Origin of the sequence: Aureimonas sp. AU20, from assembly GCF_001442755.1 — a bacterium.
Classification (GTDB): Bacteria; Pseudomonadota; Alphaproteobacteria; order Rhizobiales; family Rhizobiaceae; genus Aureimonas.
Genome location: NZ_CP006370.1, coordinates 146,765 through 162,117 on the forward strand (window position 1 = coordinate 146,765; position 15,353 = coordinate 162,117).

Annotated in this window: 9 protein-coding genes; 2 read left to right on the top strand and 7 right to left on the bottom strand. The window is 70.8% G+C overall.

From position 1 onward, the window contains the following. Window positions 1-37: 37 nt before the first annotated feature. Window positions 38-727 (bottom strand): PspA/IM30 family protein, encoded by a 690-nt coding sequence (locus tag M673_RS21725; RefSeq protein ID WP_061978820.1) that lies wholly within the window; start codon window positions 725-727, stop codon window positions 38-40. A gap of 103 nt (window positions 728-830) precedes the next feature. Here M673_RS21725 and M673_RS21730 point away from each other — a divergent pair, with 103 nt between their 5' ends. Then, complete coding sequence (locus M673_RS21730; protein ID WP_061978821.1) at window positions 831-1,445, top strand: TetR/AcrR family transcriptional regulator; 615 nt, start codon at window positions 831-833, stop codon at window positions 1,443-1,445. Window positions 1,446-1,472: 27 nt separating this feature from the next. Here the strand turns inward: M673_RS21730 and M673_RS21735 are convergent, their stop codons facing one another. The 6 genes from M673_RS21735 to M673_RS21760 form a co-directional block, all read right to left on the bottom strand. Next, the gene (locus M673_RS21735) at window positions 1,473-1,967 is read right to left on the bottom strand and encodes a hypothetical protein (RefSeq protein ID WP_148640222.1); all 495 of its coding nucleotides are present in this window, start codon (window positions 1,965-1,967) and stop codon (window positions 1,473-1,475) included. Between the two features lie 301 nt (window positions 1,968-2,268). Next, a complete protein-coding gene (locus M673_RS21740; RefSeq protein ID WP_061978823.1) occupies window positions 2,269-3,870 on the bottom strand; it encodes a hypothetical protein in 1,602 nt (533 codons plus the stop codon). 92 nt (window positions 3,871-3,962) lie between these two features. Further along, entirely contained in the window at window positions 3,963-6,026 is a 2,064-nt protein-coding gene (gene pbpC, locus M673_RS21745) for a penicillin-binding protein 1C (RefSeq protein ID WP_061978968.1), read from the bottom strand. Between the two features lie 53 nt (window positions 6,027-6,079). Then, complete coding sequence (locus tag M673_RS21750) at window positions 6,080-11,635, bottom strand: alpha-2-macroglobulin family protein (protein WP_244493109.1); 5,556 nt, start codon at window positions 11,633-11,635, stop codon at window positions 6,080-6,082. 126 nt (window positions 11,636-11,761) lie between these two features. Further along, window positions 11,762-13,231 carry an MDR family MFS transporter gene (locus M673_RS21755; protein WP_061978825.1) on the bottom strand — a complete coding sequence of 490 codons (1,470 nt, stop codon included), beginning with the start codon at window positions 13,229-13,231 and terminating at the stop codon, window positions 11,762-11,764. A gap of 177 nt (window positions 13,232-13,408) precedes the next feature. Continuing rightward, on the bottom strand, window positions 13,409-14,308 hold the full coding sequence (locus M673_RS21760; protein WP_082640005.1) for a LysR family transcriptional regulator: 900 nt from the start codon (window positions 14,306-14,308) through the stop codon (window positions 13,409-13,411). A gap of 90 nt (window positions 14,309-14,398) precedes the next feature. On the opposite strand from M673_RS21760, the gene M673_RS21765 reads away from it, so the two are divergent. Next, window positions 14,399-15,352, top strand: a complete 954-nt coding sequence (locus M673_RS21765) for an NAD(P)H-binding protein (protein WP_061978826.1) — start codon at window positions 14,399-14,401, stop codon at window positions 15,350-15,352. Window position 15,353 lies beyond the last annotated feature (1 nt).

The window sequence follows — 15,353 nt, forward strand, 5'->3', positions numbered from 1 at the left end:
GTTGTTCGAAAAAAGAGTCGGATCAGTTTGGAAAGGGTCAGGACGCGCGGGCGGCGCGGCGCTCAGCGAGGCGGCGCAGCACGGCATCCGCTCCGCCCGCCGGTGGCTCGCCGCAGCCGGCTTCGGCCAGCTTGGCGAGGATCGTGGCGGGGTCGTTCGCCTGGCCCATCGTGTCGAGAAGGTCCTCGGCCGCCTCGCCTTCGCGCTGACGGCCGCGCAGCCGGTCCAGCGTGTGCTCGGCTTCGCTGAGCGTGGCTCTGAGGTCGCCCGGGGCGGTGGAGCGAAGGCGCTGCACGCTTTCGCCCGCTTCCAGAAGGCGCAGTTCGAGGCGAAGCTGGCGCAGACGCTGCTCGGCCTGCACGGCGAAGCGCTGCAGCTTGTCGACCTCGCCCTGCAGGCGGGCCAGCGCGCCTTGCGAGCGGTCCCGCTCCTCCTCCAGGCCGGCGATGGCGCTGGCCGCCTCGCGGGCGAGATCGCCCTTGTCCTGGTCGAGCGCCGCGATCGTGCGGGTTTCCAGATCCGCGATGCGGGCGCCGAGTTCGGCCAGACGCTGCTCTTCCTCCCGGTTGCGGATCGTCGCCACGGCGATGTCGCGTCGCGCCACCTGAAGCGATCCGGCGCAGTCGCGGATCTGCTGCCGGAGGATCGTCAGCGCGTGACGATCGGTGATCGCCTCCGCCCGCTCGAAGGCGCGACCCCGGGTCAGCGCCGAAAACTGTTTCCACATGCCCTCGACCTCTCTATGAACGTTGTTCATAGCCGAACGTCGCATAGCTCTGAACGTTGTTCAAGCTAAAAATGAACGTCGTTCAAAAATTTTTGGAGGGACTATGGCGACGAGAGACGACAAGCGGCAGGATCTGCGCACTCGCATCATCGAGGCCGCCGAAGCGCGCATCGCGGCGGACGGCGTGCAGACGCTGCGGGCGCGCGATGTGATGAGCGATGTCGGCGCGGCGCTGGGCGGGCTCTACAACGCCTTCGAGGATCTGGACGACCTCGTCCTGCGCGTCAATTCGCAGACCCTGGCGCGGTTGAAGGTGGTGTTGCAGGCGGCGATCGCCGGCAACGGCGATCCGCGCGCGGCGCTGAAGGTGCTGGCGCTCGCCTATCTCGGCTTCGCGCAGGACAATCCCCGGCTCTGGTCGGCGCTGTTCGAGCATCGCTATGCGCCGGGCAAGTCGATCCCCGACTGGCACCTCGCGGAGCAGACCGAACTGCTCGCCTATATCTCGGCCGCGCTCCGGCCGCTCCAGCCGAGCCTGACGGACGCTGCCCTCACCTTGAGGGCGCGAACCTTCTTCGGCGCCATCCACGGCATCGTCGCCTCTTCGCTGGCCGGGCGCTTCGTCGGCGTGTCCGGCGGCGACCTCGCGCGGGAGATCGCGGAGTTCCTCGACCTTCTCGTGTCGGGCATGGCGGAAAAGGAGGAGGAGCGAGGCTGACGCGGCACCCGCCGGACATCGCGCCGGTCAGCGCTCGCCGGATCGGGCGGAAATGCCGCTCGCTTCGGCGAGCGCGTCCAACAGTTCCACCAGTTGCGGGCTGGGGCAGGCGGAGCCGAAGGCGTGGCGCGCCTCGTCCGCGTCGAGCAGCACCACGCTGCACAGCGCATCCGTCCGGTCCGGCGGTGCGGGCGGGCTCCGGCCCTCGTCCGCCCAGACCCGGTTGGCCGCAAGAATGACGGCGCCGAGATCGGCGTCGGTGAGGGTGCCGCTCGCCTCCTGCTCGATGACGCTCGCCGTGGGATCGTCGCTCGTCCCGGCCCGGAGCCGCGTCACCGCCCGGCGCATCGTGCCCGAATCCAAATCGACGATGAGCCAGTTCGCCAGCGGCGAGAGGATGTTTCCCCGAGCGACGAGGACGCCATGGGCCGGCAGGGCGCCGGGAAAGGCCAGAGAAAGTTTGGCCCGCTCCGTTCGATACGGCGAGTCTCGCTTGTCCTGAGCGTAGGGGTGCGATGTCACCGCCTTCCGCTCGGCCGCGACACCCGGCATAGCCGCGACGCAGAACAGCAAGACACTTGCGGCGATCAGGCCGAGGAGACGGATGCGCGGAATAGAACTTCGCAGGGACTGAGCGTCCACGACATGAGAAAGGCGGAGACGCACCCGCCATCGGCCACTCTGGGGCGGGACATCACCTCTACCGCCACGCGGCAGCCCTTCGATCCCGCGCGCCGAGGTCAAGGGCGGCTCGCTCCCCACTCGAAACAGCGAAACCCGGCGCGACCGATCGCCCGGGTCTCGCCTCCGATATAGGCCGAATTCAGAGCGCGTCCTTGGCGGGCGGCTCGTCGCCCGTCGTCTCGTCCAACGGCGCGTCCTCTTCCAGCCCTTCGGGATCGGTCGCCTCGTCCGGGCCCTTGATCATCGTGCCGTTGATCTTGATCGAGCCATCGGCGGCGGCCTCGATCAGCCATTCCAGGCGCCCGCCATCCTTGGGCTTCGACAGGCCCTTGGCGAATTGCAGCATGCCCACGGCCTGATGGAGGCTGGGATCGTCCGCCGCCGCGCCCTGGAGCGTGCCGATCACCGTGTCGAGACCGGCCGCGTCGATGGCCAGCTTCGCGTCGGGGGCGCCGGACGCGAACGACATGTCGCCGCTGAAGGCGATGTCGAGATCGCGCGAATGGATGCGGCTCGGCTTGATCCGCGCCTGAATGCGCTCGGGCGCGAAAGCGGCGGCGGCCTTCGCCTGGGCTTCCGGCGACAGCGGCGGGTCCTGCGTGAAATCCGCCTCGTCGAGAGCGATGGCCACCGGGGTCGCGAGATCGGCGCCCGATACGGCAACGCCGATCTCGATCAGGTCGGGCGAGAGCGAGGCGCCCCAGGGCGGCATGAACGGCGTCTCGATCGCGATGCCGCGCAGCGCCAACTCCATGTCCATGGTCGAGTCCGTCGCCACGCCGCTGAGGCGCAGAGACTGGCTGGCCTCCTCGGCGCGGAACTTGCCCTGGGACATGGCGAGGGACACGTCCTTGGCGGTGGCGCCGCCTTCGAGGCTGGCCCAAAGCGGCAGGATGGCGCGGAGCTTGTCCTTGAGCTCGGTTCCGAACGGGCCGGCGAGCGTCGCCTTCGCGTCGTGGTCCAGCGCCTCCACATTGGCGATGACCAGCGTGTAGAGATCGAGCAGCGGACGGGTTCGGGCGGCCTTGGCCGCGCCGCGCGTCTCGATCTCCTTCGCGCCCATATCCATTGTGAGCGACAGGGGCTCGCCGTCTTCTCCGGCGGGAATGGTGAAGCTCGTCGCCTGGGTGACGGTGTCGTAGACCTGCGTGAACGCGATGTCGGCCGCGCCGTTTCCGGCGGGCGCACCGTCGATCTTGATCCGCGTCTGCGCGATCTTGGTGTCGCTGGTCGTGTTGACGGCGTCGGACTGATGGGTCGTGGTCGCCCCCGCCTGCCCCTCGGCCGACAGGAAGGTGGCAAGCTCCGGCGAGTAGATGCCCTTGATGAGCTGCGACTCCTGCCGATAGGCGAAGCTCTCCGCTTGGCCCCCCACATCGTAGGTGGTCGAGAAGGCGACGGGATCGGCGCCGAAGACGTTCCAGGTGCCGTCCGGCCGCTCGCTGACGATGAACGACAGGGGCGCGAAGGTGATCTTCACGCCCTGCATCTCCGACAGGGCGGCGGCAGGGTCGATCGTGATCCGCTGCCCGTTCGGATCGGGCTCGACGCGCAGGATGCGCTTGTCGAACGGCAGGTTGGTCAGGAGGGCGGCGAGCGAAGACTTCAGCCGCGCGGCGCTCACGGTGGTGCCGGCCTCGGCCGGAGCGGGTTGCGTGGCCCCATCCAGCGCGAAGGCCGGCGCGACGAGCGCGGTCGACAGACCCAGAGCGATCGCCGGACCCATGAAGTGATGACGCATGCGTGACCTCCTGGTCGAACTCTCTTCAACACCGTGATTCGCCCGAGCGGACAATTTGCCGCAACGATGGCGGGTATGGACATACCCAATTCTCACTGGAGAAACACCCGCGTCGAGGCGGCGGCGCCGGTGGAATCGACCACCGAAATCTCCACGAAGCCCGGTTCGCTCGGGCGCCAGGCCGCTTGGCGCTCGTAAAGACCGCGCAGCGCCAGATGCCCGTCGACATACCAGGCGAAGGGCGGCTTGCCGTTGCGCACCTTGAGGCTGAGATCGCTCTCTCCGCTGGCCGGGGCGTCCGGCCCGAGCCCCAGTTCCACCCGCGCGTCCCTCGGCGGGAAGACGATCTCGGGCGCATCGGCGAGCGCCGTCGGGCCGCCGGCGCGAAGCCGCCGCATGGCCGGCGGCAAGGCGCGCGAGCCGGCGGCGGAGAGAATGCCCGGCGGCGGCCCGGGCAGGCGAACCGGCGGGCCGATACGCGCAAACACGTCGCGCATCACGGGCGCGGCCGAATCCTGGCCCACGAGGCCCGCCACCGGCGCCCCGTCCGGTCGCCCGAGCCAGACGCCCACGACATGGCGCCCGTCATAGCCGACGGTCCAGGCGTCGCGGTAACCGAAGGAGGTGCCGGTCTTGTAGGCGATCGTGCCCGGCGGCCCCTTGGCCGTGGTCGGCGCGCCGGCGAGGATCGACGTGACGTACCACGCCGCCTGCTCGCTCAGGATGCGGCGGCCGGCGGCGGCCGGACCGCCCGGCGGCGCGTCCGCCTCGATGCGCAGCGGGCGCGCAACGCCGCCATTGGCGAGGCCGGCATAGATCCGCACGAGGTCTTCCAGCGAGATGCCGAGCCCGCCGAGGCCGATGGCGAGGCCCGGCAGGGTGCGGCTGCCGAGTTCGGGCTCCGCCCCGGCGCGGCGCATCCGCTCCACCAGCCGCGAGGGGCCGACGGCCGCCAGAAGCTCCACCGCCGGCAGGTTGCGCGAAAGCTGCAAGGCGCGGCGCACGGTGAGAACGCCGGTGAACTCGCTGTCGAAATTCTGCGGGGTGTAGCCGGCAAACGCCGTCGGCCGGTCGTCGATCAGGCTTTCGGGATGAGCGACGCCGCGCTCGAAGGCGAGCCCGTAGATCAGCGGCTTCAGCGTCGAGCCCGGCGAGCGCAGCGCCTTGGTGAGATCGACATATCCCTGCCGGCCTTCGTCGAAGAGATCGGGCGAGCCGAGCGAGGCGAGGATCTCGCCGGTCGTGTGGTCGGCGACGAGAATGGCGAGGCTCTGCGGCTTGGGGCTGCTCGCCATCTTGTCACGCGCATAGGCCTCGATGCGTCTTTGCAGCGCGGCGTCGATGGTGAGCCGCAGGCGCCCCCGCGCCCCGCCGGGCTTGATCGCCCGCGCGCGGGCCTCGCTTGCCGCGTGCGCGGCCAGAAGGGGCATGTCGAGGCGGCGGGTAGGAGTCGGCTCGCGCCGGGCGCGCTCGGCCTCCGCCGCGTCGAGAAGGCCGAGCTCGGCCATGCGGGCGAGAACGCGGTCCCGCGCGGCGCGCGCACGCTCTGGGTGCAGGTCCGGCCGCAGCCGCTCGGGTGCCTGCGGCAGGGCGACGAGCAGCGCGGCCTCGCCCGCGGACAGGCGCCGGGGCTCGTGGCCGAACCAGACGAGGCTCGCCGCGCGCACGCCCTCGATATTGCCGCCATAGGGCGCGAGGCGCAGATAAAGCGACAGGATTTCCGGCTTGGTGCGCGCCCGCTCCAGCGCCAGCGCGCCCAGGAACTGCTCGCCCTTGGCGGCCACGCTGCGGGTCGGCAGGCGCTGGAGAAGCCGCGCCACCTGCATGGTCAGCGTCGATCCGCCGGACACGGCCCGCCCGTGCCACACCGATTGCAAAAGCGCGCGGGCGAGCGCTTGCGCGTCGATGCCGCCATGGGTCTCGAAGCGCTTGTCCTCCCAGGCGGAGAGCATGGCGAGAAAGCGCGGATCGACATCGCCGACCTCCGCCTCCAGCCGCCAGCGCCCGTCGCTCGCCGCGAAGGCGCGCAGGATCTCGCCGTCGCGCGCCTCCACCACCCGGCTCGTTTCGGGCTCGCGCAGCGCCGCGACGCGGGCCTCCACCGCGCGCTCCAAGGCGGCATGGCCGGCAATGGCAGCGACCATAACCAGCCCCATCGCCGCCAGGGCGGCCAGCGCGCGGCGCCGCCCCGCCAGGGCGCGCGGCGGTTTCACCGCAGCGGGCCGATCACCGAGACATGCGCCTCGGCCGTCTGGCCGCGCCGCTCCGGCCGGTACATGTCCTCCACCGTGGCGGCGGGGTGCACGAACTCGCCGGGCGACAGCGCCCGGACGATATAGGCAAAGCGCAGCCTTTTCAGATCGTTGGCCGGCTTGTCCACCGCCGCGAGAAAGCGCTCGGCACGAAACTCGGTGTGGGTGGCCTCGCCGGAGAGTTCGAGGAAGTCCAGCGCCGCCACGTCCCCGCCGCGCAGGATGGCGGGATTGTCGATGGCGAAGCCCGCCGGCAGCGGATCGTCGATCATCAGCCGCGCCGGAGCGGTATCGACCGGCAAGACGTCGACCACCGCCACCAGACGCGAGCCTTGCGCGATGTTGGCCGGGTCGGCCTCCTCGCCTTCCAGCGTGTAGTAGCTTCGGGTGATCTCGTAGCCTGAGCTCATCGGCGGCAGCGGCACGCTCGGCACGCCGGCCATGGTCAGCGAGGCGGCGACCGGCGCCGCGCCCCGGTTGCCGATCACGAGACCGGGGGTCAGCGCCGCCTCGTCCAGCGTGCGGGCGAGCACGCCGTCGCGCGGCGTCCCGTCAACGGTCAGCTTGGGCGGTGCGGCGGTCAGCGCGGCGTGGGCGGCGAGCAGCGACCAGACGTCTTCCTGCGTCGAGGTGTAGCGCTTGGCCGCGCGCTCCTGCCCGACCTTGCGCGCCAGCGGCGCGAGATCGAGCCCGTCGACCCCGGTTTCGAGCGCCAGCGTCGTGACGGCCGCGCCGTCGCGCAGCGCGGTGCCGTAGTCGCTCCGGCTCGGCGCATCGCCCGCGCCGCCCGCGGCCTGCGTCACCGCCGTTCGGAACAGCGCCTCGGCGCGCACCCGGTCGCCATAAAGGGCGAGCGCGCCGGCCAGCTGCGCCTGCGAGAGCGGCGTCTTGAAGCCCGCCGCCTCGTTGTCGGCGGTGTAGCGCAGGTCGCCGATCGCGGCGCGGCCGTTGCGCGCCAGCACGTAATAGGCATAGGCCGCCTTGCTCCAGTCCGGCTGGTCCGGCAGGTAGGCGAGCTGGTTGCGCAGATTGTCGAGCGCCAGCGTGAAGCCCTCCGCCGGCACGTCGTAGCCCGCCTCCCGCGCGCGGGTGAGGAAGTCCGTGACATAGGCGTCGAGCCAGAGATCGCCGCTGCCCGGTGCCCAGAGGCCGAAGGCGCCGCTGGAATCCTGGTTGGCGAGAACGCTCTTGATCGCGCCGTCCACGCGCTCGCGCACCGTCTTCGTCTCGCCAGCGCGCGCTTCATCCGGCCGCGCGGCGAGCCCGGCGGCCAGCACCGTCTCGTCGAGATAGAGGAGCGGCAGGGCGCGGCTGGTGAGCTGTTCCGTGCAGCCATAGGGATAGGTATCGAGCGCGGCGACGACGCCCGCCAGATCGAACCCGCCAAGCGGCGTGACGGCCAGCGTCGCGCGCGCCGTGCCGGGCCGGAACTCCGTCAAGAGATCGGAGCCGAGCGAGAGCTGGCCCCCGGCGGCGATCTCGAAGCGGCTCTTGCGCACGGTGCGCGGCTGGATCGATCGCACGGGCAGCGCGAAGCTCTTGTGCAGCACCGTCCCGTCCGGGGTCGTCAGGGCGAGTTCGAGCGCGCCCTCGCCCGGCCCGATTGCCTCCACCGGCACGAGCAGCCGCGCGCGGCCGCCCTCGGTGAGGTCGAGATCGGCCGAGGCGTTGGCCGCGATGCGCAAGGCGCCCTCGCCGCCGGCGAGCGCCAGATGCACCCGGCCCGCCGGCCCTTCGACATGGTTGAGGTCGATCGCGATGCGCGAACTGTCGCCGGGGCTGAGGAACAGCGGCCGGCTGACCTGCGCCACGATGGGATCGCGGACCAGGAGATCGGTCGAGTCCTCGCCGACGCCGGTCTTCGACCAGGCGATCGCCATCAGCTTCAGCGTGCCGTTGAAGTCGGGCACATCCAGCGTGACATGGGCCCGCCCGTCCGCCCCCACGGGAACGACGCCGGAAAACAGCGCCACGAGCTGGTCCATCGGCGGCAGGGAAACGCCGCTCGCCCCCGCGTCGCCGCCCGAACGCACCGAGCCCGGTGCGCCCTGCATCCGGTCGATCAACCGGCTGTAGAGATCGCGGATCTCGACGCCGAGCCGGCGCTGGCCGAAATAATGGGTCTTGGGCGAAGGCGGCGCGAAGCCGGTAACGTTGAGAATGCCGGCATCGACGGCCGCGAGCGTGACGAAGGCGCTCTCCCCCGGCTTCACGCCGGCAAGCTGGAGATCGATCCCCACCGGGCCGCGCGGCGCGATGCGCTCCGGCGCTTCGATCGCCACTTGGAGCGCCCGCTCGCCCGGCTCCACGCTCGCATGGGCAAGACCCAGCGCGCGACCGGGCATCTGCTTGGCGGCGATGTCCATCGGCCGGTAGAGCACCGCCGCGACATAGGCCCCCGGCCCCCAGTCGCGCGTCACCTCCAACGTCACGTCGCCGCCGCCCAGCGGAATGTCGGCGGTGGTCACGGCGACGACGCGCTCGTCCATCACCAGCACCTGCGCCTTGCCGGCAAAGCGCGGCTCGATATGCACCACGGCCTTGTCGCCGACGCTGTAGCGCGGCTTGTCGAGTGCAATTTTCAGGATGTCCGGCGTTTCCAACGCGCGCGCGGAGACACTCCAGCCGGCGGAAAAGGCGATGCTCGCGGGCAACGCCGCCCCGGCGGGATCGGTCAGCACCAGCTCGTAGCTGCCCCAGTCGACGGGGAGCGAAAGCTTGGCCGGCGCATCGGCCGTCAGGTCGAGCGCACCGCTACTGACCCGCGCGACACGGCGCACCGGCTCGTAGTTCCAGCGCCCGTTGGAGGAATACCACGTGTAGTCCGTCGAGATGTGGTTCAGCACCCATTGCGCGGCCTTGAGATCGACCCGCGCGCCGTCGGGGCCGACCGCGACAACCTCGAACCCGCCCTCGCCGCCCTGACCGAGCGCGCCTTCGAAGAGCGGGCGCAGGCCGATGCGCGGCTTCGTGCCTGCCAGGGGCCGGGTCGCCGTGCGCTCCACAGGGCGCCCGCCGGCGTCGGTGACGCGCACCTGCACCGTGGCGCTCATCGGCTTGGTGGTGGCCGGCGCCTCGAACGGCTCCAGCGAGACCTTAGCGGCGCCGTCCTCGCCGGTCGGCTCGGCCTCGAAGGGCAGGCGAACGGCGGTGGGCTTGTCGTCCGCAAGGCCGAACTGCACGCCGGGATAGCGATCGAGCCCGTCGACGGCGCTCAGCACCGTTTCGCCGGAAACGCCCAAGCCCGCCGCCGGCGCGCCGAAGAGGTAGCGCACGGCCAGATCGATCGGCGGCGGCGCGGCGGGGTCGATCGGCCCTTCGGGCAGCGCGAGGTCGAAGTCGATCTTTTCCGGCTCGAAATCCTCGACGCGAAGGCTGGTGCGGGCGAGCGCGGGCTGCTTGGGGTCGGTGAAGAGGGCGACCGTCCAAAGCCCGCGCATGGCGCCGGCGGGAAGCGCGAGATCGGCGGCGAGACCGCCGGCCTGATTGGCCTTGAGGGCCAGGCGCCGATCCTCCACCCCGTCCGGCCGGGTGAGAATGCCGGTGAGGTCGAGATCGTCCACCGCCTCTCCCCCGGCGTCGCGCACCAGGGCCGTCAGATGCACAATGTCCCCGGCGCGGTAGATGCCGCGCTCGGTGGTCAGGAACACGTCCATCGCGCGCGCGGGCTCGCGCCCCTCGACGCCGCGATCGGTGAGGTCGAACGGGGCCGCCGTCATGTCGAGGAAGGAGAAGTCGCCGCCTTGCGGATCATCGCCCGGCTTGGCGGCCATCAGCACGGCGGGCCGGTCTCCACCCGCGCCTTTAAGGAGGCCCGGCGCGAAGCGGGCATGGCCGCTGGGGTCCGTCTCCGCCGTGCCTAGAATCTCGTTGTTGACCGCCACCAGTTCGAGCTTGGCGCCGGGAAGGGGCTCGGCGGTGGCCAGCGAGCGGGCGAAGACGTGGAACCCGTCCTCGCCGGCAAAGCTGGTGAGGCCGATATCGGTGACGACGAACCATTGCGTCGCCAGCGTTTCCTCGTCGCTGCGGGCGTTGGCCGCCTTGGCCGCCAGAACATAGACGCCGGGCCGGCGCTCCTTCAGGAGAGCGGCGACCGGAATGGCCGTCACGACCTCCTCATTCGCCACGCGCTTCACGTCCACGAAGCCCTTCCACAAAGCCTCGCCGTCGCTCTGCGTCACGGCGTCGAACTCGTAGGAACCCATCTGGCCGAGAAAGCGACTGTCGCCCATCGTGCGCGCCAGCGACCGGTCGCCGATGCGAAGCAGGCGCGCCTCCACGACGTCGGTGTTGACGGTGGTAACGGGCATGGTGGCATCGCCGCCCGCCGGCAGGACATAGGCATTGCCGGACAGGCGCACCGAGGGATCGCGGTCCCGCACATAGACCGAGACATCGGCCGATTTCGCCAGCGTCTCGCCACTCGCGGCCGGAACGCCCTTGCGCACCACCAGCCGGTAGCGCGCGCCATGGCGCACGCCGTCGACGCAGATCTGAGATCCGCTGGCGCTGGCGGGAAGCGTGTCGCCGCCCTCCACCGACAGGAAGTCGCCGGCGGTTTCGGACGCGGTGACGGCGGGGCTCAGCGGCTCGGAGAAGTTCAGGCAGATGCGCGGGCGCGCCGCGTTGTTGTCGACGCTGTTGTCGACGATGCGGAATCCGTGTTCGGCGACGGCAGCGTCCAGCCGCTTGCGCGCGTCGGGCCGCTCCTCGATCGCCAGGCTCGCGCGCCAGGTGCGGATGGCGTCCTTCCATTCCTCGGCCGCCGCCATGGATTGGGCCAGGAAGTCCAGCGCCGCTGCCTTGGACCTGATGTCCTTGGCCGAGAGATAGGCGTTGATCGCGGCCGGGGCGCGCAGGGCGGTGTTTTCGTCCAGCGCCTGCGCATCGTCGGAGGTGAAGGACAAGGCGGACAGGGCGAGGCCGAGCCAGGCGCGGCCGGACTCGGGGTCGCGCCTCAGCGCCTCGCGATACAGCGGGATCGCCGCGCCGAAATCCCGCTGCGCCAGCGCCGCGTCCGCCGCCTTCCACAGGGCCTCGCCCGCCGGAACGGCGGCGTCGCGCTCCTCTTCGGCAAGGCCAAGGCGAAACTGGCGGGCCTCGTCGAGGCGGGTCTTGGGCAGGAAGACAAGCTCCGCCATTCGCTCGCGCAGCGCTTCGTCGCCGCTGGCCTTGGCCGCGCTGGCGCTGGCGGTGCCGATGCGGCCCGACACGACGCCGGAGGCCGCGCGCAGCTCGCCCACCTCGGCCTTCAGAAAGCACCAGCCCTTGGCGGTGTTGAAGGTGAAGGCGCGGCATTGATTGTCGGCGAGGCAGGCCGTCTCGCAGAGATTCTGGTCGGCATCCTTCAGGATGTCGTAGTCGTGCCCGTAATAGTCGGCGTCGGGCGCGGGGACGATCGTCCGTTCGCCCTCCTGCGCCAGCGCTGCGCCCGTTAGGGAGAAGGCTCCCGGCGCGAGAGCCATAAGCCCCGCGAGCAAAAGACCCGCGAATCGGTTTTCGCGCCGTGCCATCGCCATCTCCCCCGCCTGTCCCCTGCGCCGGAATCTAGAGGAAGAGCTGTTCTCCCCACAAGCGCCGGTTTAAGGATCTATCAGGTGATTGCGCAGCGCGGACGACGGACGGACCGCGCCGGCGCCTCAGGCTTCCACCGCCACCCGCGCCTCGGCCGCGACCGGCCGGGGCACGAGAAGCGCCAGGGCGAGCGTCGCGGCGGCGATCAGGAACACGCCCCAGAAGGTGAGATGCAGCGAGGCGCCGAGCGCCAGACGCGCGGCCCCGTCGGCGGCGAGAGCCCCGGTCTCGCCGAGCAGGCGCCGGATTTCCTCGAAGCCGCCGGCAGGCCCCGTCCCGCCCAGCAGCGACAGGCTGAACACGGCGCCCAGCGCGCTGGCGCCCAGCGTCGAGCCGAGATTGCGGGCGAAGACGTTGGAGGCGGTGGCCGCGCCCCGCTCGCTCCAGCCGACGCTGCCCTGGATCATCACGATCGCCGCCGTGTTGAGAAAGCCCATGCCAAGCCCCATCACCACCGAGCCCAGCGCCGGCACGGCGGGCGACATGCCGGGCTGCAGGATCAGGAATGGCAAAGCGCCGATGGGCAGGAGAACGGCGCCGAAGAGCAGCGTCGGCCGCAGGCCGAAGCGCGTGAAGTTGCGCGCCGCCAGCGTCGCGCCGATCGGCCAGCCCAGCACCATGGCCGTCAGCGTGAAGCCCGCTACCAGGGCGGACTGGCCGAGCACGCCCTGCACATACATGGGCAGAAAGGTGGTGAGGCCGATCACCGACATGCCGCTGAACAGCGTCGCGGCGTTGACGGTCAGGATCGAGCGGCGCGACCAGAGCGCCATGTCCATCATCGGGTCGGCGGCGCGCCGTTCCTGCGCGAAGAAGAGCACGGAGGAAAGCGCGAAGACGAGGCAGGCGCCCCCCGCCACCGACCAGTCCCGCGTGCCCGCCTCGGTCAGGGCGACCATGAGCGCGGCGACGGCGACGGCGAAGAGCCCGGCTCCCAGGCCGTCCACCGTCCGGCGCTCGCGCGCCACGTCCTCCTTCAGGAACATCGTGAAGCCGGCGAAGGCGAGAAGGCCGATCGGCAGGTTGATCCAGAACACCCAGGCCCAGCTGAGATGCTCCACGATCACCCCGCCGGCGAAGGGGCCGACCACGGAGGACACGCCCCAGACGCTGGCGAGAAAGCCCTGGATCTTGGCGCGCTCCTCCATCGTGTAGAGATCGCCGATCACGGTGAGGCCAACGGGTTGGATGGCGCCCGCGCCCAGCCCCTGAACGAAGCGGAAGGCGATCAGGCTCGTCATCGACCAGGCGAAACCGCAGAGGATGGAGCCGACCAGAAACACCACGATGCCGAAAAGCAGCACCGGCTTGCGGCCGAACGTGTCGGCCAGCTTGCCGAAGACCACCGTCGTGGCGGTTTGCGTCAGGAGAAAAGAGGAGAAGACCCAGGCATAGAGCTGGAGATCGCCGAGCTGGCCAGCGATCTGGGGCATGGCGGTGGAGACGATGGTCGCCTCGATCGCGATCATGGCCATGGAGGCCATCACGGCCGCCAGGATCAGGGGCCGGCGGCGGAGGGTGGAGTCGGCATTCATGCAGGGTCAACCGATCGACGGGGCGCGGGGAGAGGCGCGGGAGAACAGGACCCGGGCCGGCGACAGGGTCGGTCGGCGGGGATCGTCAGGCACGCAAACTAATCCGCTTCACGTTCTCGCGAAAGGGTGAAGTCAGCAGCCGCGACGCGCCTTCGCAGGGGCTGAGACGGCAGGCGCTTACACCCTTGATCCCGCACAATAGGCGCCAAAGGCCGCAACGAGATGGGTGAACACGGCGTCGATGCGGGCGCTTCGCCTGAGGTCCTCGTGCGCCACGATCCAGGTGTCGAGCTCGTAGACCACGACATCCGGCAGCACTCGGACGAGATCGCGCTGGCCGATCGGAACCTGGGCGACGCCGATGCCGAGGCCGGCGCGGACGGCGGCGAGTTGCGCGGGGTGGTTGTCGGTTCGAAGCGCGAAGCGGGCCGCCACGCCCTCACGGGTCAAAAGGGCGTCCACCACCGCGAGTTCAGCCGGCGAGCGATCGGGGCCGATCAGCCGATGCCCCTCCAGATCCTTCATGCTCTGCGGCAGGCCCCGCGCCTCGACATAGGCCGGCGCGGCGAAGAACCCGACCGGAATGCGCCCGACATGGCGCATCACCAGCGCATCCTGCCGGGGCGGATGCATGCGCACAGCGATATCGGCTTCCTGATGCAGGAGGTCGGCCGAGGCGTTGCTCAGAACCAGCTCGACGTCGAGATCGGGATGGCGCTTGCTCAGCGCGCCCAGCATGGGCGGCAGCACTTCGACGCCGACGAAGTCTGGAACGCTGAGGCGCACCGACCCGGCAACCGACCCCGCCTTCTCCGACGCGGCCCGGCCGAAGGCTTGCGAGGCGAAACCCATGCGCCGGACATGCTCGGCCAGCGCCCGCGCGTGCTCGGTCGGCGCAAGGCCGTTCACGCCCCGCGCGAAGAGCGGCTGGCCGATCGATCGTTCGAGATCTTCCACGCGCCGCCGAACCGTCGGCTGGGTGAGACCCAGCGCGCGGGCTGCCGCCGAAAGGCTGCCCGTGTCCACCACGGCGAGAAAGGCGCGCTGGTCGTCCCAGCCGGGTTCGGATTGGCTCATCGCTTTTCGATGAACGGCCTGTCGCTTCTCGTCAATTCCTCACTGGCTCCTGCGGCCTTAAATTTCGTTTCAGCAACAGGAGACGGACCCATGAGCAAGACAATTCTCGTTCTCGGCGCGACGGGCGGCATCGGCGGTGCTCTGGCGCGCGAAGCCTTGACGCGCGGCTGGACGGTGCGCGCGCTGGTGCGCGATCCCGCCAAGGCCGCGCGCGACTGGCAAGGCTCGCCCGCCCCCGAGTGGGTTCGGGGCGACGCGATGGTGCGCGCGGATGTCGTCGGCGCGGCCGGCGGCGTCGCGGCGATCGTCCACGCCGTGAACCCGCCGGGCTACCGGAACTGGTCGCAGCTGGTGCTGCCGATGATCGACAACACGATCGCCGCCGCCCGGGCGGCGGGCGGCGCCCGCATCGTGCTTCCCGGCACGATCTACAATTACGACGCGGCCTCGACGCCCATCGTGGACGAGCGGACGCCGCAGCAGTCCAAAGGGCGAAAGGGGCGCATCCGCACCGAGATGGAACGGCGCCTCGCCGATGCCGCGCCCGACGTGCCGAGCCTCGTCGTGCGGGCGGGCGACTTCTTCGGCCCCGGCGCCCAGCAGACGTGGTTCGCCCAGGCCCTAGCCAAGCCCCCGCTGGAGCGCATCGTCTCGCCCGGCCGCGCCGGCGTCGGCCATGGCTGGGCCTATCTGCCCGATCTGGCGGAGGCGATGGTGCGGCTGATGGACCTGCCGGCGGGGGCGCTGGCCCCGGCCGAGCGCGTGCAGTTCGGCGGCGTCTGGGATGGCGACGGCAGCGGGATGATCTCGGCGATCCGCCGCGCGGCGGGTCGACCGGACCTTCCCGTCAAGCGGTTTCCCTGGTGGCTGATGCGGCTTCTCGCGCCGTTCGGCGGCTTCCCGCGCGAGGTGGTGGAGGTCAGCGGCTTCTGGCGCCATCCCGTCCGGCTCGACAACGCCCGCCTCGTGACGCTGCTCGGCGAGGAGCCGCACACGCCGCTCGACACGGCGGTCGCGGCTGCCCTTCAGGACATGCGGCCGTGAC